The organism is Mesorhizobium sp. AR02, assembly GCF_024746835.1.
Lineage (GTDB): Bacteria > Pseudomonadota > Alphaproteobacteria > Rhizobiales > Rhizobiaceae > Mesorhizobium.
In genome coordinates, this window is record NZ_CP080531.1 from 3,025,242 (window position 1) to 3,049,494 (window position 24,253).

Genomic DNA, 24,253 nt, shown 5'->3' on the forward strand with positions numbered 1-24,253 from the left:
GCGTTGCCCTACAATTTCTCTAGGGCTCGAGCACCGGCCGCAGAAAGCTGCGCTCATAGCTGAGAATGCTGCGATTGCGCTTTTCCGTTTCAAACACCTCCTGGCATTCCGGGTCGGCCGCCATCCGTTTGCGATACTCCTCATAGTCGGCAAGGCTCGGAAAGCTGAACATGGCATAGGCGATATTGTTCGCTCCTTCGCTCGGAAGGAAATAGCCATGATGGTTTCCGCCGAGGCGATTGACCAGACCGATCCAGCGGCGGCCATATTCTTCAAACTCGGCAAGCTTGTAAGGGTCGATGACATATTTCAGGTAACAGGTGATCATGGGAGCTCCTGTGACAGGGTGATGTATCTTGCTGACCGTCAGCGTCAGTTGCGCCCGTTGAGATGGCGCACCTTGCGCAGTTGCGGGAACAGGTAAGCCCACATGCCTGCAACCGCAATGGCACCGACGCCGCCGATCACCACCGCCGGGACGGTGCCGATCAACGCCGCCATCGTGCCGGCGCGGAATTCGCCGACCTCGTTGGAGGCGCCGACGAAAACCTGGTTTACGGCATTGACGCGGCCGCGCACGTGGTCGGGCGTCCACAGCTGGATCAAGGTCTCCCTGATATAGACGCTGAACATGTCGGTGGCGCCGAGGAAGACAAGTGCCGCGATCGACAGCCAGGTGATGGTCGACAGGCCGAACAGCACGGTGAAGGCGCCGAACGACGCGGCCGCGCTCAGCATGATCATGCCGGCGTGGTTGCGGAGGGGATGGCCGGCCAGCCAGATGGCGACGCAGATGGCGCCGACGCTGGGCGCCGAGCGCAGCAGGCCGAGACCCCAGGGACCGAGCTGCAGGATGTCGCGCGCATAGACCGGCAGCAGCGCCGAGGCGCCGGACAGGAGCACCGCAAAGAGATCGAGCGAGATGGCACCGAGCACGATCTTCTCGCCCCAGATGTAGCTGAACCCGCCAAACAGGTTCTGCAGCGTCGGCTTCTCGGTCTCGGTGCGTTGCGAAGGTTTTGGGATGGTGAAGATCAGCAATCCGGACGCAAGCATCAGCACGGCGGCGGTGCCGTAAGCCGCCTCCGCCGACACGCCGTAGAGCAGGCCGCCGGCGACCGGGCCGACGATGGTCGCCGTCTGCCAGGCCGACGAGTTCCAGGCAATGGCGTTGGCGAAATCCTCCGGTGGCACCAGATTGGCGAACAGCGAGGCCGATGCCGGGCCGAAGAAGGCCCGCGCCACGCCGAACATGGCCAGCACTGCGAAGATCGGCAGCGGTCCGCTGATGCCGTGCAGCGTCAGAAGCAGCAGCGTCAGGGCACAGATCGCCTCCACAACCACGGCCAGCGCCATGATCAGGCGGCGGCCGAAGCGGTCGGCGACGACGCCGGTGACCAGTACCAGCAGAAGCGAGGGCAGGAACTGGACGATGCCGACCAGGCCGAGATCGAGCGGGTCGCGGGTCAGGTCGTACATCTGCCAGCCGACGGCGACGGACACAATCATGGTGGCGAATGTGGTGAGGAAGCGCGCCGCCCAATAGCTGAGGAAGGCTTTGTGCCGGAAGGCGGCGTAACGCTGCTCCGGTGAAGTTTGTACTGATGTCATGGATCGAGGCCCCGTTGCGAGTGCATTGGCCGGCGGGGCACTTCCCGGATGGGCGCTGGTCCGACCAATGGAACGTCTAACAAAGTTCGCGGCGGGATGTGCGTTAAAATCAGGCCTGGATCAAGGGATTTTCGGCCTGTTCCGTCGATGGCACAAGGAAGTTACTGCCGCAGCGCCGCGGAAATCGCGTCGAGACCGCCGCGCAACTCGGCCTCCGTCGGCCAGCCGAAGCCGACGCGGAAGAAGCGTTTTTCTATTTCGAACCAGTGGCCGGGCCCGACATAGGTGCCATGGTTTTCCAGCAGATCGACATAGAAGCGGTCGAGGTCGAAACCGGGATCGACGTTGAGGCGCGGGAAACCGACGACACCGCCCTCGGGCCGCACCCAGTCGACCAGCGGCTCGCGGTCGATCCAGGCCTGGACGATGTCGCGGCGCTTCGCCATTTCGGGCAGCAGCGTCGCCAGGAAGGCTTCCCGGCGCTCCAGCATGCCGCGCGCAATGCCTTCGTCGATGACGCTGCCGCAAATGCCGATCTGCTCCTTGGCGGCGAGGAATGTCTCCTGCAGCGCTGCATCCCTGGTGATCAGCCAGCCGATGCGGATGCCGGGAATGCCGAAGGCTTTCGACAGCGACGAGACGCTGATCGCCTTCGGGCTCAAGGAGGCCGCCGACGGCAGGCGCCTGCCATAGGAGAGGTCGCGATAGGTCTCGTCGACCAGCAAATGGCAGTTGCTGCTTTCCGCGAGCGCTACCAGTGCGTCGAGATCGGTGCGCGACATCATCGTGCCGGTCGGGTTGTGTGGGCAAGTAACGCTGATCAGCCGGGTGCTCGGCCGCATCGCCGCCTTGATGGCCTCGGCGTCGATGGCAAAGCCGTCCTCGAAGGCGAGGTCGACGAAGCTGATGGCGCAGCCGATCGCGCGTGGGGTTTCGATGTTGGTGGCGTAGTTGGGCCTGATGACGACGAGATGATCGCTCGCCGACAAAAGCGATGTCGAGATGATGAACAGCGCGCCGGCGGCACCGGCGGTGACCAGGACATCGTCTGGCGAAACGCCGGCATCCTGCGCCGCGATCAGCGCACGCAAGTCCTTGTCGCCGCGATGCTCGCCATAGAAGAGCGTCAGATCGGGCAGCGACAGGCCGATGTCGGAGAGTTTCTGGTCGGCGATCGAGCTTTCGGAGAGATTGTAGCGGATGCGGTCGTAGCCGTATTCCTCCGGCGCCTCTTTTTCGATCACCATCCTGGTGTAGTTCATGGCTTCCCCCCCAGATCATCTTGTCCGGGTTATCCAAGCCACAAAAACACGAAGCCTGCCAAGGCGGTTTCGCCGGCAGGCTTCTGTTCCAGTCGTCCTAAATATTGGCTCAGGCCGAACCGTTCAGGCCGAAACCTTGGCCTTCCGGCCCTTGGCCTTGACGGGCACCACTTCGACGGCCTTGCGGCCGAGACCGATCGACTTCGCCAGTTGCGAGCGCGAGGCCGCGTAGTTGGGGGCAACCATCGGATAGTCCGACGGCAGGCCCCATTTGGCGCGGTAGGCGTCCGGGGTCAGGTTGAAATGCACACCGAGATGGCGCTTCAGCGATTTGAATTTCTTGCCGTCTTCGAGGCAGATGATGAAATCCGGCGTCACCGACTTCTTCGGATTGACCGCGGGAACCAGGGGTGCTGCCACCGGCACGGCGGGCTTGCCGAGCCCGCCGATGGAGGTGGCGACGCTGGCGATAAGGTCGGCCAGGCCAGAGACGGGCAGGCGGTTCTTCTCAACGTAAGCGGACACGATATGGGCGGTCAGCTCGAGAAGGTCGGTGCGAGCGTCGTTGCTATCGTCGGTCAATGTTTCCTCCGTCTATGGCACCCAGCCTCGAAAATCGGGATCGTTTTCGAAAGGTCGGGGCGCAAACTCAAAAAATGCTGAAGCGTCTTCAAGCGTATCCAGTGAAGCACGCCGGGCAGTGCCGCGAAATTCCTAGTCGGCAAATCTGCGCAACGCAATGATTAAGCACGGCGCCACACGTTATTTTGAACAACTATACTAAACTGTAATAATATCAGACGATCAAGGCCTTGTCTCGCCACAGACGAAATCCGCCTTCGAAGGCACGTGTGTTGTCACCGCGCCTGGAGTCGGCCGGTAACTCGTCGAGCTTGTCGACATTGCCGCCGCCAATGACGACATAGTCTGGCTGCAAGGCGGCGCGCAGCCGGTTGACGACGTCGAAGACATATTTGCGCCACTTCTTCTTGCCGCGCTTTTCCAGGCCGCGCTCGCCGACATAGTCCTCGAAACTTTGGCCCTTCCTGTAGGGAAGATGGGCAAGTTCCATCGGCTGGCCAACATTGTCGAAGACCATCGCCGCGCCGAGGCCGGTTCCCAGCCCCAGGAACAGCATGCGCCCGCCTTCATAGCTGCCGATGGCCTGCATCAGCGCATCATTGACCACCTTGACCGGCTTACCGAACTGCGCGGCGAAATCGAAGCCGGCCCAGCCCTTGCCCAGATTCTTGGGATCGAGCACCGGCTTGTTCTGACGCACCGGGCCGGGATAACCCATCGAGATGACGTCATAGGACAGGCCCTCGGCGAGTTTCTTCACCGTGTCGATCATCTGCTGCGGCGTCAGGTCCGGGCCGGAATCGGCCCGGCGCTCCTCACCGCCGGCGCTGGTCAGGATCTTGACGTGCGAGCCGCCAATATCGATCGCCAGCACGATCTTCTCGACGTCCGATGCTGTCTGTTTTACCATCTTGGCCATCGCGTCCCCTCCGCTCATGCCACCGGGTCGATCCAGCCATTGGGCGGCCCGAAGCCGGCCATGGCGTCGGCCGGTCCCCATGTCTTGGGTTCGTAGAGATGCGGCGGCGTGGTGTCGCCAAGCACTGGCCCAACGATGCGCCAGGCGAGCTCCGCCGCGTCCTGGCGGGTGAAGAGCTGGCCATTGCCGTTCATGGCGTCGCCGATCAGCCGTTCGTAGGGCGGCATGTCGGCCTTGCTGTCGTCGAGCGCCGTCAGTTCCACCTGTTCGCCGACCATGTCGTCGCCGGGCGCCTTGCGCTGGGCGCCGATGGCGATCACCACCTGCGGGTCGATACGGAAGCGCACGTAATTCTGGTCGGCGGGCTTGATCGGGTCGAAGACGTCGAGCGGCGGCCGCTTCAGCCGCACCACCACCTCGGTGACATGCACCGGCATGTTCTTGCCGGCGCGGATGAAGAACGGCACGTCCTGCCAGCGCCAGGTGTCGACGAAGAAGCGCACCGCCGCGAAGGTCTCGACCGGCGAGTTCGGCGCCACGCCGGGCTCGGCGAGATAGCCGGTGAACTGGCCGCGCACGACATCGTCTTTCGTCAGCGTCCGGATCGCCCTGAGCACCTGCACCTTCTCGTCGATCAAATCGTCGGCGGAGCGGCCGACCGGCGGCTCCATGGCCAGCAGCAACAGGATGTTGAGCAGATGGTTCTCGATGACGTCCCGGATGCAGCCGACATCATCATAGAAGCGGCCGCGCCCCTCGACACCGAAATCCTCGGCCATGGTGATCTGCACGCTCTCGACGTAATTGCGGTTCCAGATCGGCTCGAGGAAAGAGTTGGCGAAGCGGAAATAGAGCAGGTTCTGGATCGCTTCCTTGCCGAGATAGTGGTCGATGCGGAAGATCGACTGTTCGTCGAACACCAGATGCAGCACCCGGTTCAGCCAGCGCGCCGACTGCAGATCATGGCCGAAGGGCTTTTCCACCATCAGCCGCGCGCCATGCGCGGTGCCAGACTGCTCCAACCCTTGCACGACCGTCTCGAACATGGTCGGCGGCACCGCCATGTAGTGCAGCGGCCGCTGGGCACTGCCAAGCGCTGTCTTCAGCTTCTCGAAGGTGGCCGGATCGCGGTAGTCGCCGCTGACATAGCGCAGCAGCGAGGCGAACTTGGCGAACACCTTCTCGTCGATCTTGCCGACGGCATTGACGATGCCGTCGCGGGCGCGGGCCTGCAACTGCTTCAAATCCCAGGCATCGAAGGCGACGCCGATCACCGGCTCGGTGAGCGTGCCCTTGGCGACCATCTGGTAAAGGGCCGGAAATATCTTCTTGTGGGCGAGGTCGCCGGTCGCTCCGAAGAGCACCAGCGTGTCGGACCGTTCCTGGCTCATGCGTGCGTCTCCCCCTGTGGCGTCACTTGCCGGCGTTCGGCTTCTCGACATGGCCGCCAAAGGCATAGCGCATGGCGGACAACAGCTTGTCGGCGAATTCGGATTCGCCTTGCGAGGAGAAGCGGTCGAACAGCGCCGAGGACAGCACCGGCGCCGGCACGCCGGTATCGATCGCCGCCTTCAGTGTCCAGCGGCCTTCGCCCGAATCCGAAACCCGGCCGCCGAACTGCGCCAGGCCCGGATCGCTCTTCAGCGCGCCGGCGGTGAGATCGAGCAGCCAGGAGCCGATGACACTGCCATGGCGCCAGACCTCGGCGACCTGGGGAAGGTCGATGTCGAACTGGTAGTATTGCGGGTTTTCCAGCGGGCTGGTCTCGGCATCCGCCGTGCGTTGCCGCTTGCCAGCATTGGCCGACTTCAGGATGTTCATGCCTTCGGCATAGGCGGCCATGACGCCATACTCGATGCCGTTATGCACCATCTTGACGAAGTGGCCGGCGCCGCTCGGTCCGCAATGCAGGTAGCCGAAGGGTGCCGTGCCGGCGGCCTTGTCGGGAGTGGGCGCGCCGGCATCGGCGCCCGGCGCCAGCGTGGCAAAGACCGAATCGAGGTGCTGCACCGCCACGTCGGGGCCGCCGATCATCAGGCAGTAGCCGCGCTCCAGGCCCCAGACACCGCCGCTGGTGCCGACATCGACGAGATGGATACCCTTGGTGGCCAGTTTCGCCGCCTGGTCGACGGCGTCGTGATAGTAGGAATTGCCGCCGTCGATGACGATGTCGCCGGGCTCCATCAGGGCCGACACCTGATCGATGATCTTGCCGGTGATCGCTGCCGGCAGCATCAGCCAGACGCAGCGCGGCTTGGCGAGCTTGCCGACGAATTCCGTCAGGGATGCCGCCCCCAGGGCGCCGTCGCTAACCAGGGCCGCGACGCTGGCGGGGTTGATGTCGTAGACGACGCATTCATGGCCGTCGCGCATCAGGCGGCGGACCATGTTGGCGCCCATCCGGCCCAGTCCCATCATTCCGATCTGCATGGTTTCGTCCCGATTGCTTGAGGAAAGAACAAATCTATCGGCCCCGCTGCTTAATCATGATGCGTCAATGTCGACGCTGAAGTCGACATTCTCCCAACGCATCGCATCGGGCCAGAAAAAAGTGAAGACGAGGGTGCTTCCCGGCTCCAGTCCGGCGACCGGCAGGTCGACCAGATGGACGCCGAAAGCGTTTTCTATGGTCTTGTGGTCCTGGATCGTCAGCCAATTGTCGCTGCTCCAATGGACAACGCCAGGCGCCGAAAGCTCGACGCGCAGGGCCTTGCCGGCCGGGATGGAGCGGATCTTGTTGTTGAAGCGCCATATCCTGAGCGGCGAGCTTGTCTTGCCCTTGATGTAGCGCTCGACGCCTTGCGGCGGCATGTCGAAGACCGCGCCGTCGCGCAGCGATCGCAACAGCTTGATGTGCTCGGCATGCGCCCAGACCAGCGGCATGGCGCTGCCGGACGGTTTGCCCAGCCACAGTTCGCGGTCCGGCACATCCGGGCTGTCCCAGACCTGTTCCGGTAGCAGCCCGCCTATACCCGCCGAGCGCTCGAAGGTCTCGAGAAGCTCCGCGGCTTTCTCCTTACGGCCAGCCGCCAGCTCATAATGCGCCCGCTCGCCGGTGAGCAGGGGCCATGCGCGTCCCTGGCCGGTGCCGTCAAAAGGCGTGCCATCCTCGTGCTCGCCATAGCCGTCGCCGGTGTAGCGGTACCAGACCGGGCCTTGCGGCAGATCGCAACGCAAAAGGGCATCGACGGCCTTGACGGTATCGACGATGCGCGGATCGTCGGCCGCCCTGAGGCCAAAGCGAACCAGGGCCAGAGCGTCGGGGCTGATTATGGCTTCTGCCGGTTTGTCGGTGTCGCCCGGCGGCCGGTTCTTGATCGGCACGAAGCCGTCTTTCGGCGTAGCGGCGCCCGCATCGTCCGGCGGCGCGATGCGGACATAGTAGCCTCTGACGCCTGCCTCGATGCAGACCTGAGTGCCCGTGACGTAGGTCCAGCGTTCGACCTGATCGTTCCAGCAATCAGCGGTTTCGCGCAGGTAGTTTGCCGGCTCGCTCTTTCCGACGACATCCAGCATGTCGGCGGCGGCAAGCAGCGCGGCGATTTCGACGGCCAGCGTGAACGGGCTATATCCGGCGTCTTCCTCCCAGCGGTCCTCGCCGGTGACGGGGCCGTTGCGCACGACATAGGAGGCCGCGCTTTCGATCATGGCCAGGAAATCGGCGAGCCTGGCGCGCGGCAGGTGGCCTGCGCGGCGCAAGGCGTCGGCCAGAAGCAGCGGAAAGGCGCATTCATCCATCTGGATGCCCGGCCAGTAGGCGGTGCCGTCCGACCAGACATTCTGCGGCCAGTGGCCGTCCGGCTGCTGGATCGATCGCAGATAGGTCAGAATCTGCAGCGCCTGTTTGCCGTCGCCGGCGGCAAGGAAACCGCCAGCGGTCTCGACCAGGTCGCGCGGCCAGACCAGATGGTAGCCGCCGAGATCGTCGTCGCCCTTGTTGAAGCCCCACGGGATCGACAGGCTGGCAACGGCAGCACCCGGTCTCGCGACCGAGAGATGCGAGGCCAGAACCGCTGTGCTCACACGATAGGTGTTCAGCCCGGAGGCGGTGTGGCGGTCGAGCTTCTCAAGCCCGGTTTGAAATGTCCGCCAGTTCTCGACATAGGTTTCGGCGGCGGCGTCGAAACCCTGCTTCAGACTGGCCAGCGCCAGGTCGGCGGCTGCTTCCGGCGAGGCGCCGAAGCCAAGCGCCAGCAAGGCTGTGGTCTTGCCGGCGGAAAAGCCGATCTCGCCGGTCAGGGCGACATTGCCGTCTTCCGCCCGTTGGCAGGAGGGATCGAGCGCACCGCCGTTCTGCAATTGCTGCCATCCGTCGGAGAAACCGACATAGCCGGCCGAACAGCTATGCCAGGGCAGCGAGGAGACCAGCGCCAGGGATACGCCGCGCCCCGTGGCGAAGAGCATGCGCTGGCCCTTGTGTTCGCCAGCCCAGGCAGTGTTGCCCATGCCGGCGTTGACGAGGTGCGGCGCAAGCAGCGCGTAGACATGGTAGTCGGTCGCCGAACCTTTCAGCGGTGCGAATGCGATCTCCTGCAGCAGGACAGGCCGTTTCGGATCCGTAATGATACGCTTTTCGATACGGTAGGCACCGTCTGTCGCGGTGTTGGTCAGCCTGTAGCCCGGCACGCCGTCCTCGAACGGCGCGATGGTGTGCGCGGCGTCGCGCTTCTCCTCCGAGAAATAGCCACCGGGGCCGGTGACGATCAGCTCCATGTCGCGCGTGCAGGCACTGTCGAGACGCGGATAGTAGATCTCGTTCAAGATGCCGTGGCTGATCGTGAACCAGAGCGGGCTCTTGGCTGAAAACGCGGTGCCAACGCCACTCTTGGCGCTTGATGTCCAGCGGGCCGGTATCCCGGGCGCGCCTTTGGCAACGATCGGCGTTACTGCCATCAATTGGCCTCCTGTCGTGCTCCTAGACCATGTGCCGGCGGCTTTTTCAATCATCGCACCGCAAGTTGATCGAAAGGGCTACGAGCTTTGCAGTTGACAGCTTGCGGTTCGTCTGCATTTGTCTGACAATAGATAAAAAACAGGGACTGTGCGTAACGATCATCGGGCAAAACTAGCAACTTTGGGAGGAAATCACATGAAGAAACTGCTCGTTCTGGGTGCGCTGACGGCTATGTTGGCCTCGGGCACGGCACTTGCCGACACCAGCGGCAAGAAGATCGCATTCTCCAACAATTACGCCGGCAATTCGTGGCGGCAGGCGATGCTCGACAGCTACGGCATCGTCACCAAGAAGGCGGTCGACGACAAGGTCGTCGGCGCGGCCGACATCTTCACCACCGCCGACAAGGAAGTGCCGACGCAGGCAGCGCAGGTGCAGAACCTGATTCTGCAGGGCTATGACGCCATCGTCATCAATGCCGCCTCGCCGGATGCGCTCAACGGCGCCATCAAGCAGGCCTGCGATGCCGGCATCACCGTCGTCTCCTTCGATGGCACCGTCACCGAGCCCTGCGCCTATCGCGTCGTCGTCGACTTCAAGGATATGGGCAAGCAGGAAGTCGAGCAGATGGCCAAGTTCCAGCCCAAGGGCGGGAACCTTTTGGAAATCCGTGGCCTGGCCGGCACCTCGATCGACGATGCCATCCATGCCGGCATCCTCGAAGGCGTCGCCGCGCATCCCGAGTTCAAGATCGTCGGCTCGGTGACCGGCGACTGGGACCAGACGACGGCGCAGAAAGCGGTTGCGACCATCCTGCCCTCATTGCCCGACATCGTCGGCATCGTCGACCAGGGTGGTGACGGCTATGGCGCCGCACAGGCTTTCGCCGCCGCCAACAAGCCGCGCCCGACCATCATCATGGGCAACCGGCAGGACGAGCTGAAGTGGTGGAAGGAGCAGAAGGACAAGGACGGCTACAAGACCTGGTCGGCATCGATCGCGCCCGGCGTGTCGTCGCTCGCCTTCTGGGTGGCGCAGCAGGTGCTCGATGGCCGCAAGGACATTCCGCACGACCTGCTGGTGCCGTATCTGGCCTTCACCCAGGACGATTTCGAGGCAGCCCTGCCGAAGATCAAGGAAGGCGGCGTCGCCACCCACGAATACACGCAGGAAGATGCCCTCGCGGCGATTAAGGCCAACATCAAGTGAATGTCGCGCCAGCGTTGCCCTTCGTACCATCGCGCGGATATCTCTAGGCATGCCTGAAGGGAACGCGGACATCATCAGACTGAACGGCGCCGAAAAACATTTCGGCGCCGTTCGCGCGCTGGGCGGCGTGGACTTCCATGTCGGGCCTGGTGAGTGCGTCGGCCTGGTCGGCCACAATGGCGCCGGCAAATCGACGCTGATGCATATGGTGGCAGGCACGCTCACGCCCGACAGCGGCAAGATCGGCGTGCATGGCGGCATCGAGGACAACTACTCGGTGTCGCGGGCGCAAAAGCTCGGCATACGTTGCGTGTTCCAGGAACTGTCGCTGTGCCCCAATCTCAGCGTCGCCGAGAACACACGCATCAACCACGCGTCGCTCTCTGGCATCGGCTGGCGGCGCAAGGCGGCAGCACTCATCACCGCCAAGCTGGATGAGATCTTCCCCGACCATGGTATCTCGGCCTGGGATATTGTCGGTGATCTGTCTATCGGCCGGCGCCAGATGGTCGAGGTGGCGCGCGCCTTCACGGTGACGCAGGACCGGCTCGATCTCGTCATCCTCGACGAGCCGACGTCGTCGCTCGACGCGCATACGGCCGGCCAGTTGCTGGCCTTTGTCCGCCGCTTCGTCGCCGGTGGCAAAAGCTGCATCCTGATTTCGCATGTGCTGGGCGAGGTGCTGAAAAACGCCGACCGCATCGTGGTGATGCGCGACGGCAAGGTGGTCGTCGCCGACGCGGCAAATGCCTTCGACCGCGACCGGCTGGTGACGGCGATGGGCGGTGCGGAAGCGCGCCAGAAGATCGCGGCGGAGATCGCCGCCGCCAAGCCGGTAGCCAGCCCGTTGCGGGTTCGGGCGCGTCCCGCCGCGCAGAAGGACGGCACCGACCTTGTCGCCTGTGCCGGCGAGGTCATTGGCCTTGCAGGTTTGGCGGGACATGGGCAGACCGACCTGCTGCTGGCGATCTTCAGCGGGGCATCGCGCGCCAAGGCAGGCATCGAGGTGACAGCACCTGTGGCGCTGGTCGCTGGCGATCGCCAGTCGGACGGCATCTTCCCGCAATGGTCGATCGCGCAAAATATCGGCATCCGCTCGCTGGCGCGGTTGCGCAACGGGCTGCTGATCTCGCCGCAGCGCGAGGCCGAACTTGCCGCGGTCTGGCAGAAGAAGATCGGCATCCGCACGCCCGACATGAACAACAACATTTTTTCGCTGTCGGGCGGCAACCAGCAGAAGGCGCTGTTTGCCCGCGCTCTCGGCTCGGACGCTGAGATCGTGCTGATGGACGATCCAATGCGCGGCGTCGATATCGGCACCAAGCTGGAGGTCTATGACCTCGTGCGCGAGGAAGCCCGCAATGGCCGCACCTTCCTCTGGTACACCACGGAAACCGAAGAACTCGACAATTGCGACCATGTCTACGTCTTCAAGAACGGCCGCATCGTCGCCAATCTGCGCCGCGACGAATTGACGGAAGAGAAGATCATCCAGTCCTCCTTCGGCGACGCGGCCTGAGATGACGGCGGCGAGCCTCGACACCGGCCGAAAGAACTCCGCCGAGCGTGGCGCGCTGGCCCGCGCCCGCCTGCTGCGCGGGCTGCTGCCGGCGCTGTCGCTGACGCTGGTGCTGCTCGCCATCGCCTGGCTCAACCCGCGCGCCATCAGCTATTTCGGTTTCAGCCTGATGCTGAACCTGGCGATCCCGATCGCATTGGCGACAATCGCCCAGATGTTCGTCATATCAGGCAATGAGCTCGACCTGTCGATCGGCACCTTTGTCGGTTTCGTCGGCTGCGTCACCGCGACCTGGCTGAAGGACGCGCCGCTCATCGGTGTCGTCATCCTGCTCGGGTCGATCGGTGTCTATGCGCTGCTCGGCGCGCTGATCCATCTGCGCAATTTGCCGTCGATCGTGGTGACGCTCGGCATGAGCTTCGTCTGGCAGGGGTTGGCCATTCTCGTCCTGCCCAAGCCCGGTGGCAAGGCGCCGGACTGGCTGCTGGCGATCATGGCGTTCAAGCCGCCTTTCATTCCGTTCCCGATCATCGCGGCGCTGCTGATCGGGCTCATCGTCCATTTCGGCCTGATGCGCACCTCCTACGGCGTGATCCTGCGCGGCTCCGGCGGCAATCCGGCGGCACTCAAGCGTGCCGGCTGGTCGCTGCTCAAGACCAAGATCGTGCTGTTTGCGCTGGCCGGCCTGTTCGGCGTGCTGTCGGGCATGGCGCTGATCGGCATCACCACCTCGGCCGACGCCAATATCGGCAATGGTTACACGCTGCTGGCGATCGCCGGCGTCATCCTCGGCGGCGGCGAATTCGTCGGCGGCCGGGTGTCGCCGATCGGCGCGGTGATCGGCGCGCTGACGCTGGCGCTGGCCGCCTCGCCGCTGCTCACCTTCATGCACATCCCGCCCGACTGGCAGGTGGCCGCCAACGGCGCCATCCTGATCATCGTTCTGGCGGCGCGGGTGCTGATCAGCCGCAGGGAGAGGTGAGCGATGATTCTGGTGAAATCGCTGGCTGGCAAACCCTGGATCTGGTCGTTCATCGGAGCGCTGGTGGTCTGGCTGGCAACGATCGCCTTCACCGGTGGCTATGGCGCCGGCGGCATGGTCACGGCGGCGTTGTCGCTCGCGGTGTTCACGGTCATCGTCGGCGTCGGCCAGATGTTCGTCATCACGCTCGGGCCGGGCAATGTCGACCTATCGCTGCCGGCCAATATCGGCCTGGCCAGCGCCGTCGCCATGAAGGTGATGGCCGGCAGCGATTCCATGATCGTCGTCGGGTTGTTGGCCGCGCTCGCCTGCGGCGCGGCGATCGGCGTCGTCAACTATCTGCTGATCTGGGCGCTGCGCATTCCGCCGATCATCGCCACGCTGTCAGCGAGCTTCATCATCCAGTCGATCGACATCAGCTACGGGCGTGGACTGCAGATAAAGCCGCCTCCAGGCTTTGCCGATTTCGCCAATTGGCAGATACTGGGCATTCCGGTGCTGGCGTTGCTGACCGTGCTGTTCACCATTGGGGCGGCCATCGCCTTGCAGCGCATGATCTATGGCCGCTCGGTGCTGGCGATCGGCCAGAACATCCGCGCCGCCTGGCTCGCCGGCGTCAATGTCGGCCGCATCCGCTTCCTCACCTACACGCTGTCGGGCGCGCTAGGCGGCATCGATGGCGCGCTGCTGGCCGGCTATTTCCGGGGCGCCAATGTCGACATCGGCAATGAATATCTGCTGGCGTCGATCGCCGTCGTGGTCATCGGCGGCACGTCGGTCGCTGGCGGCAAGGCCAATGTTCCGGGCGTCTGGGGCGCGGCGCTGTTTCTGGTGCTGCTTTTGACCATGCTCAACACCTTCGGCGTCAGCGCCGGCGTACGTCTGCTGCTGACAGGGTTGATCATTGTCGGGGTGATTACGGCGGCGGGTGGGGAAAAGGCGGTGCGGTAGCCGTGGAGGATCACGACGCGTTCACGGAGTTCCCGGACAATCGTTAGGCCAGCCCAACATCGGGTTCCCATTCGTGGCGCGGCCTAGTAAACCCTTCCGCGATCGCAGTTGGCCTCGGGAGGGCTCCGCTTGTCCAGTTCTGTCAGCGTCGTGAACGAGAATGGCGTCGCCCTCGTCACCATCGACAATCCGCCGGTCAACGCGCTGAGTTTTCATGTCCGCGAGCCGCTGATGCAGGCACTGGTCGCCTTGCGTGACGATGCCTCGGTCGCGGCTATTGTCATCGCCTGCGCCGGCCGGACTTTTGTCGCCGGCGCCGACATCACCGAATTCGGCAAGCCGGTGCAGCAGCCCGATCTGCGCGCCATCGTGGCCATGCTGGAAACCATCGCCAAGCCGACAGTCGCCGCCATCCACGGCACCGCGCTCGGCGGCGGCCTCGAACTGGCGCTCGGCTGCCATTTCCGCGTTGCCGATGCCGGCGCCAAGCTCGGTCTGCCCGAGGTGAAGCTCGGCATCCTTCCCGGCGGCGGCGGAACGGTGCGGCTGCCGCGCCTGGTCGGCGCGGTGAAGGCGCTGAAGATGATCGTTTCGGGTACACCGATCGGCGCGACCGAAGCGCATGCCGCCGGTCTGGTCGATGCCGTTTTTGAACGCGATCTGATCACGCATGCCGTGAACTTCGCCCGGGAAATCGCCCGCAAGGGTGGCCCGTTCACGCCGGTGCGCGATCGCAATGACTTGCTTGGGGAAACGGATCTCGCGGCTTTCGACGCCGAGGCAGCAGACCTTGCAAAGAAGGCGCGGGGCCTCGAAGCGCCGATCGCCTGCGCGCAAGCCGTGCGCAATGCCGTCACGCTGCCCCTCGACGAGGCGCTGGCGGCCGAGCGGGCGCTGTTTGTCAAATTGGTCACCAGCGACCAGTCGCGGGCGCAGCGCCATCTGTTCTTCGCCGAACGCGAGGCGGCAAAGCTTCCCGGCAAGGACACGCCCAAGCGCGGGATCGCGCGTGTCGGCGTCATCGGCGCCGGTACGATGGGCGGCGGCATCGCCATGGCCTTCGCCAATGGCGGTTTTCCGGTCACCTTGCTGGAGACCAGCGAGGCGGCGCTGCAGCGCGGGCTAGGCACGATCGACAAGAACTATACCGTCTCCGTTTTGCGTGGTTCGTTGAGCGAAGACGCCAAGCGGCAGCGGCTGGCCCAGTTCAAGGGCTCGACCGACTATGCCGATCTTGCCGATTGCGACCTGATCATCGAGGCGGTGTTCGAGGACATGGCGGTGAAGAAAGAGGTGTTCGGCAAACTCGACGCCGTCGCCAAGCCGGGCGCCATCCTCGCCACCAACACCTCCTATCTCGACATCAACGAAATCGCCGGCTCGATCCCGCGTCCGCAGGATGTGCTCGGCCTGCATTTCTTCTCGCCGGCCAATGTCATGAAGCTCCTCGAAATCGTGCGGGCCGAAAAGACCGCACCCGATGCGCTGGCGACCGTCGTCGATATGGCGCGGCGGATCGGCAAGGTGGCGGTCGTCGTCGGTGTCTGCCACGGCTTCGTCGGCAACCGCATGCTGGCCGCGCGCGGTTCGGAATCGGAAGCGCTGCTGCTGGAGGGCGCGACACCTGGCCAGATCGACAAGGCGTTCACCGATTTCGGCTGGCCGATGGGACCGTTCCAGATGGGCGATCTCGCCGGCCTCGACATAGGCTGGCGCAACCGCAAGGCGCGCGGCCTGACGGCTGTGATCGCCGACACGCTGTGCGAACAGGGGCGTTTCGGCCAAAAAACCGGCCGGGGTTTCTATCTCTACGAGGCCGGTGCACGGGCAGGCGTTCCCGATCCTGAGGTGGAGGCGCTGATCCGTGACAAGGCGGCCGAGCGAGGCATCGAACCGCGCGCGATCGGTGCGGAAGAAATCATCGAGCGTACGCTCTATCCCCTGGTCAATGAGGGTGCGAAAATCCTCGAAGAAAAGATCGCGGCCCGCGCCTCCGACATCGATGTCGTCTGGGTCAATGGCTACGGTTTCCCGATCGGCAAGGGCGGCCCGATGTTCTGGGCCGGCCTCGACGGTGCGGCCAGGATCGTTGAGCGGCTCGATCACTGGCATCAGCAGACCGGCAAGGACGTGTTCAAGCCGGCGCCGCTGCTTCGGCGCATGGCCGAAACCGGCTCGTGGGAGACCGACGCGACGGCCTGACCGCGCTATTCCTAATCTTGTCCGAGAGTGCAGTCAGCGCAGCGTCCGTTGACCTCTATGCTCGTCGCTTCGATGTGAAAGCGTGCGCGCGGCCCAGTCGGCGAGCCGGCGATCGATGATGTCGTCGCTGAATTCGGTGACCCGGCCGCATTGTTCGCAGACCGCCAGGATCGCGGTTCCGCGGCCATGGGTATGCTGACAGGCGCACGGCACGAAAGCATTGAGGCTTTCGACCTTGTGAACCGTGCCATTGTCGATGAGTTTCTTGACCGCCCGGTAGACCTGTACCGGCGATTTGATGCCATGCGGCCTGATATCGCCTAGAATGTCGTAGGCGCTGACCGGCCTGCCGGCGCGGGAAATGGCCGCCAGCACTAGCTTCTGGTTTCGGGTGAGGTCAGGGGTTGTCATTGGCTATCGAGCGTTGCGCCATGCCGCTGGCCAGATAGGCTGCGGCACCCAGCACCGTGATCCAGAAGCTCGTCGGCCAGTCGGTCAAGAAAGCCAGTGACAGACTGACCCAGGCAATCGTGACGGCCAGTGCCATCGAGACCGCGATGCCGGCGAGCACGCCGCGCGTCAGCCGAATAGAGGTGGCCGCTGGGCCAACCATCAGCGAGAAGACGAGCAGCACGCCAACGATCTGCACAGCCTCGGCAGTCGCGACCGCGACCAGGATCATGAACAAGGTCGAGACGAGGTTGAGCGGCACACCCCTTGCCTCGGCGAGTTCCGGTTGCAGACTGGCGAACAGCAACGGCCGGGCGATCAGCACCAGAGCAACAAGGATCGCTACCGCCAGTACCACGAGCACCACGACGGTGCGCAGGCTGATGCCGAGCACATTGCCGAACAGCACGTTCGTCGCCTGCGAGGCGAAGGCGGTGTAGAAATGCAGGAACAGAAGGCCAAGGCCAAGCGACAGCGTCAGCACGATGCCGATGGCGACGTCGCGATGCGCGCGCTCGCCAAGCAGGCCGATGCCGATGCCGGCGACGACGGTGAACACGGTCAGGCCGAAAAACGGCGACAGCCCGATCAGGCCGGCACCGGTGGCGCCGGGGAACCCGACATGGGCAAGGGCGTGGCCAGCGAAAGTCTGGCCCCTGAGCACGAGGAAATAGCCGACAGCGCCGGCGACAATGCCGACGATCGTGCAGGCATAGAAGGCGTTGCGCATGAATTCGTAGTCAAACATCGTGAACATGCACCCCGCTTTCCAGTTCGACATCGTCGGCCATGACGAAGATCCGCCCGGCGACCCACACGACATTGATCGAAGTGCCGTAGAGTTTCGACAGAACCGGCCCGTTGATCACCTCGTCGACGCTGCCGATCGCGGCCTTGCCGTTGCCGAGATAGAGCACGCAATCGACGGCGCGCAGCAGCGGATTGATCTCGTGCGAGCAGAACAGCACCGCGATGCCAAGCCGCTCGCCGATCTCATGCACGAGGTCGATGATCGTGCGCTGGTGCGCCGCGTCGAGGCTGATCAGCGGCTCGTCTAGCAGGAGCAGTTGCGGATCTCCGATCAGCGCCTGGGTGATCAGGATGCGCTGGCGCTCGCCGCCGGAAAGCTCCGCCAGCGGACGCCGGGCGAGGTCGCTCGCTCCGACCGCTTCGAGCGCCTTCCAGGCGGCTTCCTTCTCGGTGGCGGAAGTACCCGGCCAACCCCAGCGATGGCCGCCGGCCGCTGTCAGGACGAAGTCCAGGCCGCTGATCCCCATATGGGTCAAAGCGCGCCGTGCTTGCGGCATGTAGCCGATCGACGCATTGCCGCGCTTTGGCGGCCCACCGAGCACCGATATGGCGCCGCCCGACGGCTCTATCAGGCCGAGGATCGCTCGCAGCATCGTTGTCTTGCCGGCACCATTGGCACCGAGAAGACCGACAAAGGCGCCTTGCGGAACGGAAAAGGAGACGTCGGAAAGAACCCGGCGTCCCCCATAGGTCAGCGTGACCCGGTCGAATGCGACAGCGCTCATTGCGTGCGGGCTGCGAGCGCCTTCTGGACCTCGTCGAGCTGTCCGCCGAACCAGGTCTGGATCGTCTTACCGGCGGGCTCCGTCTCGGTGACGCCGATGACGGTGACCTTGTTCTGCTTGGCGAGGTCGAGCAGCCGGGTCGTCGCCTCGTCGGTCACCTGCGAATTGTAGAACAGGATCTTGGCCGAACCGTCTTTCAGGCTGTTTTCGAATGCGGCAACCTGTGTCGGGCTCGGCTCGGCGTCGTTCATCACCGTCACCTGGAAATCGTAGTTCAGCATCTTGAGGCCCAGCGCCTCGGCCATGTAACCGAACACCGGTTCGGTGGCGGTCACCTCGGTGCCGGCATAGGCTTTCTTGACGGCGGCGATTTCCTTTTCGATGCCGTCGAGCGAGGCCTGGAATTGCTTCAGATTGGCCTCGTAGTGCACCGCGTTGGCGGGATCGCGCTTCGACAGATCGGCGGCGAGCGCCTTGGCGACCGCCGGCAGTGTCGCAGGGTTGTACCAGAGATGCGGGTTGTCGCCGGACTTCTTGCCGATCAGGTCGGCGGCAACGATGGTCGTGCGGTCCGGCTTGCTCGAAGCCGAGAGCAACTTGTCCATCCACGGATCGTAGTCGGCGCCGTTGTAGATGATCACCTTGGCATCGGCGATGGTGCGCGCCGTCGACGGGCTGGTCTCGAAGAGATGCGGATCGTCGTCGGGATTGGACAGGATGCTGGTGACGGCGACATGGCTGCCGCCGATCTGGCGGGCGAGATCGCCATAGAAATTCTCGGCCGCGACGACATTGAGCTTGTCTTCGGCCCGGGCAGCAGTGCCGGTCAGCAGCGGCGCAGCAACCAGCAGCGCGGCCATAAAGGGAACGGAACGCATCCTTGGTCTCCTTGGGAAATCTGGGGCGGAGACAGTCCGCCGCCATGCGCGTCGATGTCACGTTATAGTGTAACGGTAACAGTATAACGTTTATGGCAGAAGTTCGGCACGATCAATGGCGGTTTCCAATACAGCCGCGTTTGGCGGACACAAAAGCGTGAGCTTGGTCAGCATGGCAGACCATTCGGGATTGGCCGGAGCCTCCCCAACTTCGCGACGGAGCTTCGCCCCAGGTTGACGAAGCGATTGATGTCTCCGCTCATCGCTGAGGCATGCGATCCGTCAAACGTCTGTGCCGAGAACCTACCTTATCCGCGCGTCGATGATCTCGACGAAGCGGGCGAACAGGCCGGCCTGCGACTTGATCTTGAGCTTGCGGTAGATGTTGCGGCGATGGACCTTCACGGTTCCCGGCACGATGCGCATGGCCCTGGCGATCGATTCCGTCGAATGGCCCTGCAGCACCAGGTCAACGACATGCTTTTCGCGCGGCGTCAGCGACAGGCTCTTCCATATGTGGGCGCGGTCGAACTCGTTGACCGCAGCGATCGCCTCGTCCTGTTTCGCCTCGTCCGGCTCGTCGGCTGGAAGGGCGGGCCAGCGCAACCTGATGAAATTGATCACCGCCGGCGCCATGTCGCGCAGCAGCCTGGCGTCGGCGGTGCCGAACGGGCCTGAGGCGCGCAGCCGCATCAGCGACAGCACCAGCGCGTCCTTGCCTGGCAGCGGCACGAAGAAGCCGACCTCCTCGGCCAGCCTGGTCTGGCTGTAGTAGGAGCGAAAATACTCGCTGGCGTAAAAACGGTCGGGCGCGAGTTCCCGCATGCGCCAGAACCCTTCCTTGCGCTCGACCGCCGCGTGGTGGAACGGGTCGAGCAGGTAGGGCCCCTCCTGGTAGAGCGCGACGAAGACATGGCTTTCGGCTGGCGAGAAGGTTTCGAACAGCAATGGCGGGCGTGACGCGCCGCGATAGCCGAAGATCACGCAGTGGTCGAAGCTGACATGCTGCCTCAGCCAATCGACCATGGCCTTGCCGAACAGCTCGCCGCCCGTCTCCCGCGTCGCCGCGACAAGGGCGGCGAGCCGGCTGTATTCATCGCTGCGGGATGCGCTCAATCCCTACCCCCTTAAACGAGAAAATACATCAGATATACCACCTGGGAGGTATATACTAGCTGCCATTGGCTCTGGTAGCGTCTCGAAATAGCCCTGTTGCTGGAGCCCGCAGCCTTTGATCGCAGTGCCCGACATCGAGTTTCGCAGCGTCACCAAGCGCTATGGCGCGGTGACCGCGGTCAGCGGCATCGACCTCTCTGTTCCACCTTCCGCTTTCGTCGCCCTGCTCGGGCCGTCCGGCTGCGGCAAGACGACGTGCCTGCGCATGATCGGCGGCTTCGAACAGCCGAGCGAAGGCCAGGTGTTCATTCGCGGCCAGGACATGGCCGGCACGCCGCCCTATCGGCGGCCGGTCAACATGGTGTTCCAGCAATACGCGCTGTTTCCGCATCTCGATGTCGAGGACAACGTCGCCTACGGGCTGCGCCAGGCACGGCCGCGCCTGTCGTCGCAGGAGATTGGCCGGCGCGCCGGCGAGGCGCTCGAAATGGTGCGGCTCGGCGGCTATGGCGGCCGCAAGATCCACGAACTGTCCGGTGGCCAGCAGCAGCGCGTCGCGCTGGCGCGCGCGCTGGTCAACAAGCCGGCGGTGCTGTTGCTCGACGAGCCGCTGGCGGCGCTCGACAAGAAGCTGCGCACCGACATGCAGATCGAGCTGCAGAACCTGCAGCGCGAGATCGGCATCACCTTCGTGCTGGTCACCCACGACCAGGAAGAGGCGCTGTCCATGAGCGATTTCGTCTGTGTCATGAATGGTGGCCGCATCGTCCAGCTCGGCCAGCCGAGCGAGATCTATGACGAGCCGGCCGATCTGTTCGTCGCCGATTTCGTCGGCAAGACCAATCTGCTGAGCGGCACCGTCGCTGGACACTCAGGCGATCTGGTGGAGGTGGCGCTCGCCGATGGCACCGTCATTGCGGCGCGCAAGCGGACCGCCTTGCAGCAGGGCGAGGCCGTTTCGGTGAGCCTGCGTCCGGAATCACTCAGCCTCGGCGCGCCGACAAGCGGGCCGTTCAAGGGCATCGTGCGCAACCGCATCTTCCTGGGCTCGACCGCGGAATACGCGATCGAGGTCCAGGGCATCGGAACACTGCTGGCCAAGGCCGACCATGTGATCGGCCACGGCAATCTCTTCAAGCCGGGCGAACCCGTCGCCATCGGCTTTGCCGCCGGGACGCCACTGGCGTTTCCGGAAACCAAGAACAACGGGACCAACCAGAGGGTAAACCAACATGTCGAAACCATATCGTGACGGACTGCCGATAAGCCCCGAAAAATTCGTCGACCAGCTGATGCGCCTCAAGCGCGGCTCGATCGGCCGCCGTGATTTCCTCGGCCTCACCGGCCTTGGTATCGCGACCGCGGTGATGGCGCGCGAGATCGGCATCATGCCGACGCCGGCCTTTGCCGCGGAAAACCTTGGCGACCGGATGTCGATCGCCACCTGGCCGAACTACCATGACCCGCAGACCTTCGAGAATTTCAAGAAGGACACCGGCGTCGCCGTCGAGGTCAACGTGTTCGGCTCCAATGAGGAGATGCTGGCCAAGCTGCAGGCCGGCGCCTCGGGCTGGAGCCTGTTCGTGCCGACCAATTACACGATCTCGACCTACAAGAAGCTTGGCATCATCGAGCCGCTCGACATGGCCAAGCTGCCGAATTTCGACGGCACGCAGGAAGATCCGCGCTTCACCTCGGAGGGCACGATCGACAAGGTGATCTATGCCGTGCCGAAGAACTGGGGCACGACAGGCTTTGCCGTCAACACCAAGAAGCTGACCAAGCCGATGACGAGCTGGAAGGAGTTTTGGGACACGGCCATGGCGGAAGGCGACGGCCGCACCATGGTGCACGACTACCAGCTGACCACGATCGGCAACGCGCTGAAATATTATGGCTACTCGTTCAACTCGCTGAAATCAGATGAGCTGGCCAAGGCCGAGGAACTGCTGCTGAAGGTCAAGCCGCATCTGTTCGCGGTCTCGTCGGATTATCAGCCGGGGATGCGCGCGGGCGATGCGTGGATGACGATGTGCTGGACCAATGACGGTGCGCAGCTGCATCGCGACATTCCCGAGATCGCCTATGTGCTGGGCAAGGAAGGCGGCGAGATCTGGACCGACTTCTACGCCATCCCGAAGGACGCGCCGAACAAGCCCGCGGGCTATGCGCTGCTCAACTATCTGATGAACCCGCAGGTCGCGGTGAAGGAGCACCTGGCCAATGGTGCGCCCTCGACCGATGCGCGGGTGAACAAGCTGCTGCCCAAGGAAGTGCTCGACAATCCGATCCTCTATCCGGCGGTGGACCTGTTGACGCCGCTGGAATTCGGCGCGGCGGCGACGCTGACCGATCCGGGCCGCGCCGAACTGATGGCGCGCTTCAAGTCGGCCTGAAGGCTGGCCTGACGAACACAATGGACCGGCGGGCATATGTCCGCCGGCATCGGGGCGGTCTTCAATGCACGGCAACAGATTTCGTCATAATGTCCTGACCGCCTTGCTGCTAGCCCCGGCAACGGCGTGGCTGGTGGTGTTCCTGGTGCTGCCGTTCATAGCCATTGCCATCTTCAGCGTCGGCGAGCGGGCGCCGGAGGGCGGCTATCAGGCGGCCTTCACGCTGGCGCAATACGCCAACCTCCCGGCGCGGGCGACCGCCTTCTGGAACACGATGGTGCTGGCGCCGGTGGGGGCGCTCGCCTGTCTGCTCGTCGCGTATCCGGTTGCCTATTACCTCGCCTTGCGTGCGCCCGCGCGCTGGCGGCTGATCCTGCTCGCGCTGGTCGTCATTCCGTTCTGGACCAGCCTTTTGATGCGGACCTATGCCTGGATGTACATTCTGGGCGGTCGCGGTATCCCGGCGCTGCTCGCCTTTGTCGGCATCGAGGATGTCAGGCTGATCAACACGCCGGGCGCGGTCCTGCTTGGCATCGTCTACGGCTATCTGCCGCTGATGATCCTGCCGATCTATGTCAGCCTCGAACGGCTCGATCGACGGCTGCTGGAAGCCTCCGCCGATCTCGGCGCGACGCCACTGTCGACCTTCCTCGGCGTGACCCTGAAGCTGTCGCTGCCGGGCGTGATGACCGGGTTCTCGCTGGTGATGATCCTGCTGCTTGGCGAGTATCTGATCCCGACGCTGCTCGGCGGCGGCAAGGTGTTCTTCATCGGCAACGCGCTGGTCGATTTGTTCCTGCAGTCGCGCAACTGGCCGTTCGGATCGGCCATAGCGATCACGCTGGTGGCGGTTTCGGTGGTGGTGCTGATTGCCGCCAACCGCATCTCGACCCGGGTTTCGGGCGCGCGCCGGGTGGACCTGATCTGATGCGCGCCTTTGTCACCGCCGTCTTCGCCTTCCTCTATCTGCCGATCGCGCTGGTCGTACTGTTCTCCTTCAATGCCGGCCGCCACGCCAGCGAGTTCACCGGCTTTTCGGTGCAGTGGTACGGCACGGCGCTGTCAAATCCGTTCCTGGTCGAGGCGCTGAAGAACAGCCTGTTCATCGCCACCACCAGCGCCTTGCTGGCGGCGGTGTGCGGCACGGCGGCGGCACTCGGCCTGGCACGCGTCGGCGTCAGAACCCGCGCGGTCTTCGACGCGCTGCTGGGTGCGGCGATCGTCGTTCCCGGCGTCGTCATCGGCATCTCGACGCTGGTCGCGCTTGTCCAGCTGTTCGCTGTCGTCAACCCGTTCCTCGCCTCGATCTGGCCGGGCGATCAGCCGCCCAAGCTGTCGCTTGGTTATGGTTCGATCATCGCCGCGCATGGCCTGTTCTCGATGGCGCTGGTAACGATGATCGTCGGCACGCGCCTCGGCAGTCTCGACCGCAATCTGGTCGAGGCCTCGAGCGATCTCTACGCGACGCCGCTGACGACGTTCCGTTCGATCGTCCTGCCGCAGATCATGCCGGCGGTGGTTGCCGGCTTCCTGCTCGCCTTCACCTTCTCCTTCGACGATTTCATCGTCGCGTTCTTTGTCGCCGGCGCGCAGACGACGCTGCCGATCTACGTGTTCGCCTCGATCCGGCGCGGCGTGACGCCGGAGATCAACGCCATCGCGACGATCGTGCTCGTCGCCTCCGTGCTGCTGGTGGTGCTTGCCCAATGGCAATTGCGCCAGCGCAAGCCGTCCAACTGAAAGCCGC

At 64.0% G+C, this 24,253-nt stretch carries 22 protein-coding genes; 9 read left to right on the forward strand and 13 right to left on the reverse strand.

The window, feature by feature from the left end:
- Positions 1–19: 19 nt before the first annotated feature.
- The 8 genes from DBIPINDM_RS18715 to DBIPINDM_RS18750 form a co-directional block, all read right to left on the reverse strand.
- On the reverse strand, positions 20–328 hold the full coding sequence (locus tag DBIPINDM_RS18715) for an NIPSNAP family protein (protein ID WP_258588622.1): 309 nt from the start codon (positions 326–328) through the stop codon (positions 20–22).
- Positions 329–372: 44 nt separating this feature from the next.
- The gene (locus DBIPINDM_RS18720; RefSeq protein ID WP_258588623.1) at positions 373–1,611 is read right to left on the reverse strand and encodes an MFS transporter; all 1,239 of its coding nucleotides are present in this window, start codon (positions 1,609–1,611) and stop codon (positions 373–375) included.
- A gap of 161 nt (positions 1,612–1,772) precedes the next feature.
- Positions 1,773–2,873, reverse strand: a complete 1,101-nt coding sequence (locus DBIPINDM_RS18725; RefSeq protein WP_258588624.1) for an aminotransferase class I/II-fold pyridoxal phosphate-dependent enzyme — start codon at positions 2,871–2,873, stop codon at positions 1,773–1,775.
- A 123-nt stretch (positions 2,874–2,996) separates the two neighbouring features.
- Positions 2,997–3,455, reverse strand: a complete 459-nt coding sequence (locus DBIPINDM_RS18730; RefSeq protein WP_258588625.1) for a MucR family transcriptional regulator — start codon at positions 3,453–3,455, stop codon at positions 2,997–2,999.
- 214 nt (positions 3,456–3,669) lie between these two features.
- Entirely contained in the window at positions 3,670–4,374 is a 705-nt protein-coding gene (locus tag DBIPINDM_RS18735) for an ROK family protein (protein ID WP_258588626.1), read from the reverse strand.
- A 14-nt stretch (positions 4,375–4,388) separates the two neighbouring features.
- Positions 4,389–5,765, reverse strand: coding sequence for a glucose-6-phosphate dehydrogenase (gene zwf, locus DBIPINDM_RS18740; protein ID WP_258588627.1), 1,377 nt, complete (start codon positions 5,763–5,765; stop codon positions 4,389–4,391).
- A gap of 22 nt (positions 5,766–5,787) precedes the next feature.
- Positions 5,788–6,804, reverse strand: a complete 1,017-nt coding sequence (gene gnd, locus DBIPINDM_RS18745; protein ID WP_258588628.1) for a phosphogluconate dehydrogenase (NAD(+)-dependent, decarboxylating) — start codon at positions 6,802–6,804, stop codon at positions 5,788–5,790.
- Between the two features lie 54 nt (positions 6,805–6,858).
- On the reverse strand, positions 6,859–9,267 hold the full coding sequence (locus tag DBIPINDM_RS18750) for a glucan 1,4-alpha-glucosidase (RefSeq protein WP_258588629.1): 2,409 nt from the start codon (positions 9,265–9,267) through the stop codon (positions 6,859–6,861).
- A gap of 196 nt (positions 9,268–9,463) precedes the next feature.
- Between DBIPINDM_RS18750 and DBIPINDM_RS18755 the strand changes: the two genes are divergently transcribed.
- The 5 genes from DBIPINDM_RS18755 to DBIPINDM_RS18775 all read left to right on the forward strand — a co-directional run bounded on the left by DBIPINDM_RS18755 (position 9,464) and on the right by DBIPINDM_RS18775 (position 16,131).
- Positions 9,464–10,477 carry an ABC transporter substrate-binding protein gene (locus DBIPINDM_RS18755; protein ID WP_258588630.1) on the forward strand — a complete coding sequence of 338 codons (1,014 nt, stop codon included), beginning with the start codon at positions 9,464–9,466 and terminating at the stop codon, positions 10,475–10,477.
- Positions 10,478–10,526: 49 nt separating this feature from the next.
- Entirely contained in the window at positions 10,527–11,996 is a 1,470-nt protein-coding gene (locus tag DBIPINDM_RS18760) for a sugar ABC transporter ATP-binding protein (RefSeq protein ID WP_258588631.1), read from the forward strand.
- A 1-nt stretch (position 11,997) separates the two neighbouring features.
- Positions 11,998–12,978 carry an ABC transporter permease gene (locus tag DBIPINDM_RS18765; RefSeq protein ID WP_258588632.1) on the forward strand — a complete coding sequence of 327 codons (981 nt, stop codon included), beginning with the start codon at positions 11,998–12,000 and terminating at the stop codon, positions 12,976–12,978.
- 3 nt (positions 12,979–12,981) lie between these two features.
- A complete protein-coding gene (locus tag DBIPINDM_RS18770; RefSeq protein ID WP_258588633.1) occupies positions 12,982–13,929 on the forward strand; it encodes an ABC transporter permease in 948 nt (315 codons plus the stop codon).
- A gap of 129 nt (positions 13,930–14,058) precedes the next feature.
- Positions 14,059–16,131, forward strand: a complete 2,073-nt coding sequence (locus DBIPINDM_RS18775; RefSeq protein ID WP_258588634.1) for a 3-hydroxyacyl-CoA dehydrogenase NAD-binding domain-containing protein — start codon at positions 14,059–14,061, stop codon at positions 16,129–16,131.
- A 33-nt stretch (positions 16,132–16,164) separates the two neighbouring features.
- On the opposite strand, the gene DBIPINDM_RS18780 is transcribed toward DBIPINDM_RS18775, so the two are convergent.
- The 5 genes from DBIPINDM_RS18780 to DBIPINDM_RS18800 form a co-directional block, all read right to left on the reverse strand.
- Positions 16,165–16,542: a Fur family transcriptional regulator gene (locus tag DBIPINDM_RS18780; RefSeq protein ID WP_258588635.1), complete on the reverse strand. Its 378-nt coding sequence runs from the start codon at positions 16,540–16,542 to the stop codon at positions 16,165–16,167.
- Entirely contained in the window at positions 16,529–17,338 is an 810-nt protein-coding gene (locus tag DBIPINDM_RS18785) for a metal ABC transporter permease (RefSeq protein WP_258588636.1), read from the reverse strand. Before DBIPINDM_RS18785 ends, DBIPINDM_RS18780 begins: the two co-directional genes overlap by 14 nt.
- Complete coding sequence (locus DBIPINDM_RS18790; protein WP_258588637.1) at positions 17,322–18,116, reverse strand: metal ABC transporter ATP-binding protein; 795 nt, start codon at positions 18,114–18,116, stop codon at positions 17,322–17,324. The genes DBIPINDM_RS18785 and DBIPINDM_RS18790 overlap by 17 nt, the downstream gene beginning before the upstream one ends.
- Entirely contained in the window at positions 18,113–18,994 is an 882-nt protein-coding gene (locus DBIPINDM_RS18795) for a metal ABC transporter solute-binding protein, Zn/Mn family (RefSeq protein WP_258588638.1), read from the reverse strand. Before DBIPINDM_RS18795 ends, DBIPINDM_RS18790 begins: the two co-directional genes overlap by 4 nt.
- Positions 18,995–19,297: 303 nt before the next feature.
- Complete coding sequence (locus DBIPINDM_RS18800; protein ID WP_258588639.1) at positions 19,298–20,110, reverse strand: helix-turn-helix transcriptional regulator; 813 nt, start codon at positions 20,108–20,110, stop codon at positions 19,298–19,300.
- Between the two features lie 115 nt (positions 20,111–20,225).
- On the opposite strand from DBIPINDM_RS18800, the gene DBIPINDM_RS18805 reads away from it, so the two are divergent.
- From DBIPINDM_RS18805 to DBIPINDM_RS18820, 4 genes are all read left to right on the forward strand, one after another.
- Positions 20,226–21,362 (forward strand): ABC transporter ATP-binding protein, encoded by a 1,137-nt coding sequence (locus DBIPINDM_RS18805; RefSeq protein ID WP_258588640.1) that lies wholly within the window; start codon positions 20,226–20,228, stop codon positions 21,360–21,362.
- Positions 21,343–22,506 (forward strand): ABC transporter substrate-binding protein, encoded by a 1,164-nt coding sequence (locus DBIPINDM_RS18810; RefSeq protein ID WP_258588641.1) that lies wholly within the window; start codon positions 21,343–21,345, stop codon positions 22,504–22,506. Before DBIPINDM_RS18805 ends, DBIPINDM_RS18810 begins: the two co-directional genes overlap by 20 nt.
- Positions 22,507–22,570: 64 nt before the next feature.
- The gene (locus tag DBIPINDM_RS18815; RefSeq protein ID WP_258588642.1) at positions 22,571–23,434 is read left to right on the forward strand and encodes an ABC transporter permease; all 864 of its coding nucleotides are present in this window, start codon (positions 22,571–22,573) and stop codon (positions 23,432–23,434) included.
- Positions 23,434–24,246: an ABC transporter permease gene (locus DBIPINDM_RS18820; protein ID WP_095202770.1), complete on the forward strand. Its 813-nt coding sequence runs from the start codon at positions 23,434–23,436 to the stop codon at positions 24,244–24,246. Before DBIPINDM_RS18815 ends, DBIPINDM_RS18820 begins: the two co-directional genes overlap by 1 nt.
- Positions 24,247–24,253: the final 7 nt, after the last annotated feature.

Coding starts and splice junctions, on each gene's coding strand:
- DBIPINDM_RS18715 (WP_258588622.1), bottom strand. CDS start 328: ATGATCACCTGTTACCTGAAATATGTCATCGACCCTTACAAGCTTGCC.
- DBIPINDM_RS18720 (WP_258588623.1), bottom strand. CDS start 1,611: ATGACATCAGTACAAACTTCACCGGAGCAGCGTTACGCCGCCTTCCGG.
- DBIPINDM_RS18725 (WP_258588624.1), bottom strand. CDS start 2,873: ATGAACTACACCAGGATGGTGATCGAAAAAGAGGCGCCGGAGGAATAC.
- DBIPINDM_RS18735 (WP_258588626.1), bottom strand. CDS start 4,374: ATGGCCAAGATGGTAAAACAGACAGCATCGGACGTCGAGAAGATCGTG.
- zwf (WP_258588627.1), bottom strand. CDS start 5,765: ATGAGCCAGGAACGGTCCGACACGCTGGTGCTCTTCGGAGCGACCGGC.
- gnd (WP_258588628.1), bottom strand. CDS start 6,804: ATGCAGATCGGAATGATGGGACTGGGCCGGATGGGCGCCAACATGGTC.
- DBIPINDM_RS18750 (WP_258588629.1), bottom strand. CDS start 9,267: ATGGCAGTAACGCCGATCGTTGCCAAAGGCGCGCCCGGGATACCGGCC.
- DBIPINDM_RS18755 (WP_258588630.1), top strand. CDS start 9,464: ATGAAGAAACTGCTCGTTCTGGGTGCGCTGACGGCTATGTTGGCCTCG.
- DBIPINDM_RS18760 (WP_258588631.1), top strand. CDS start 10,527: ATGCCTGAAGGGAACGCGGACATCATCAGACTGAACGGCGCCGAAAAA.
- DBIPINDM_RS18765 (WP_258588632.1), top strand. CDS start 11,998: ATGACGGCGGCGAGCCTCGACACCGGCCGAAAGAACTCCGCCGAGCGT.
- DBIPINDM_RS18770 (WP_258588633.1), top strand. CDS start 12,982: ATGATTCTGGTGAAATCGCTGGCTGGCAAACCCTGGATCTGGTCGTTC.
- DBIPINDM_RS18780 (WP_258588635.1), bottom strand. CDS start 16,542: ATGACAACCCCTGACCTCACCCGAAACCAGAAGCTAGTGCTGGCGGCC.
- DBIPINDM_RS18785 (WP_258588636.1), bottom strand. CDS start 17,338: ATGTTCACGATGTTTGACTACGAATTCATGCGCAACGCCTTCTATGCC.
- DBIPINDM_RS18790 (WP_258588637.1), bottom strand. CDS start 18,116: ATGAGCGCTGTCGCATTCGACCGGGTCACGCTGACCTATGGGGGACGC.
- DBIPINDM_RS18795 (WP_258588638.1), bottom strand. CDS start 18,994: ATGCGTTCCGTTCCCTTTATGGCCGCGCTGCTGGTTGCTGCGCCGCTG.
- DBIPINDM_RS18810 (WP_258588641.1), top strand. CDS start 21,343: ATGTCGAAACCATATCGTGACGGACTGCCGATAAGCCCCGAAAAATTC.
- DBIPINDM_RS18815 (WP_258588642.1), top strand. CDS start 22,571: ATGCACGGCAACAGATTTCGTCATAATGTCCTGACCGCCTTGCTGCTA.
- DBIPINDM_RS18820 (WP_095202770.1), top strand. CDS start 23,434: ATGCGCGCCTTTGTCACCGCCGTCTTCGCCTTCCTCTATCTGCCGATC.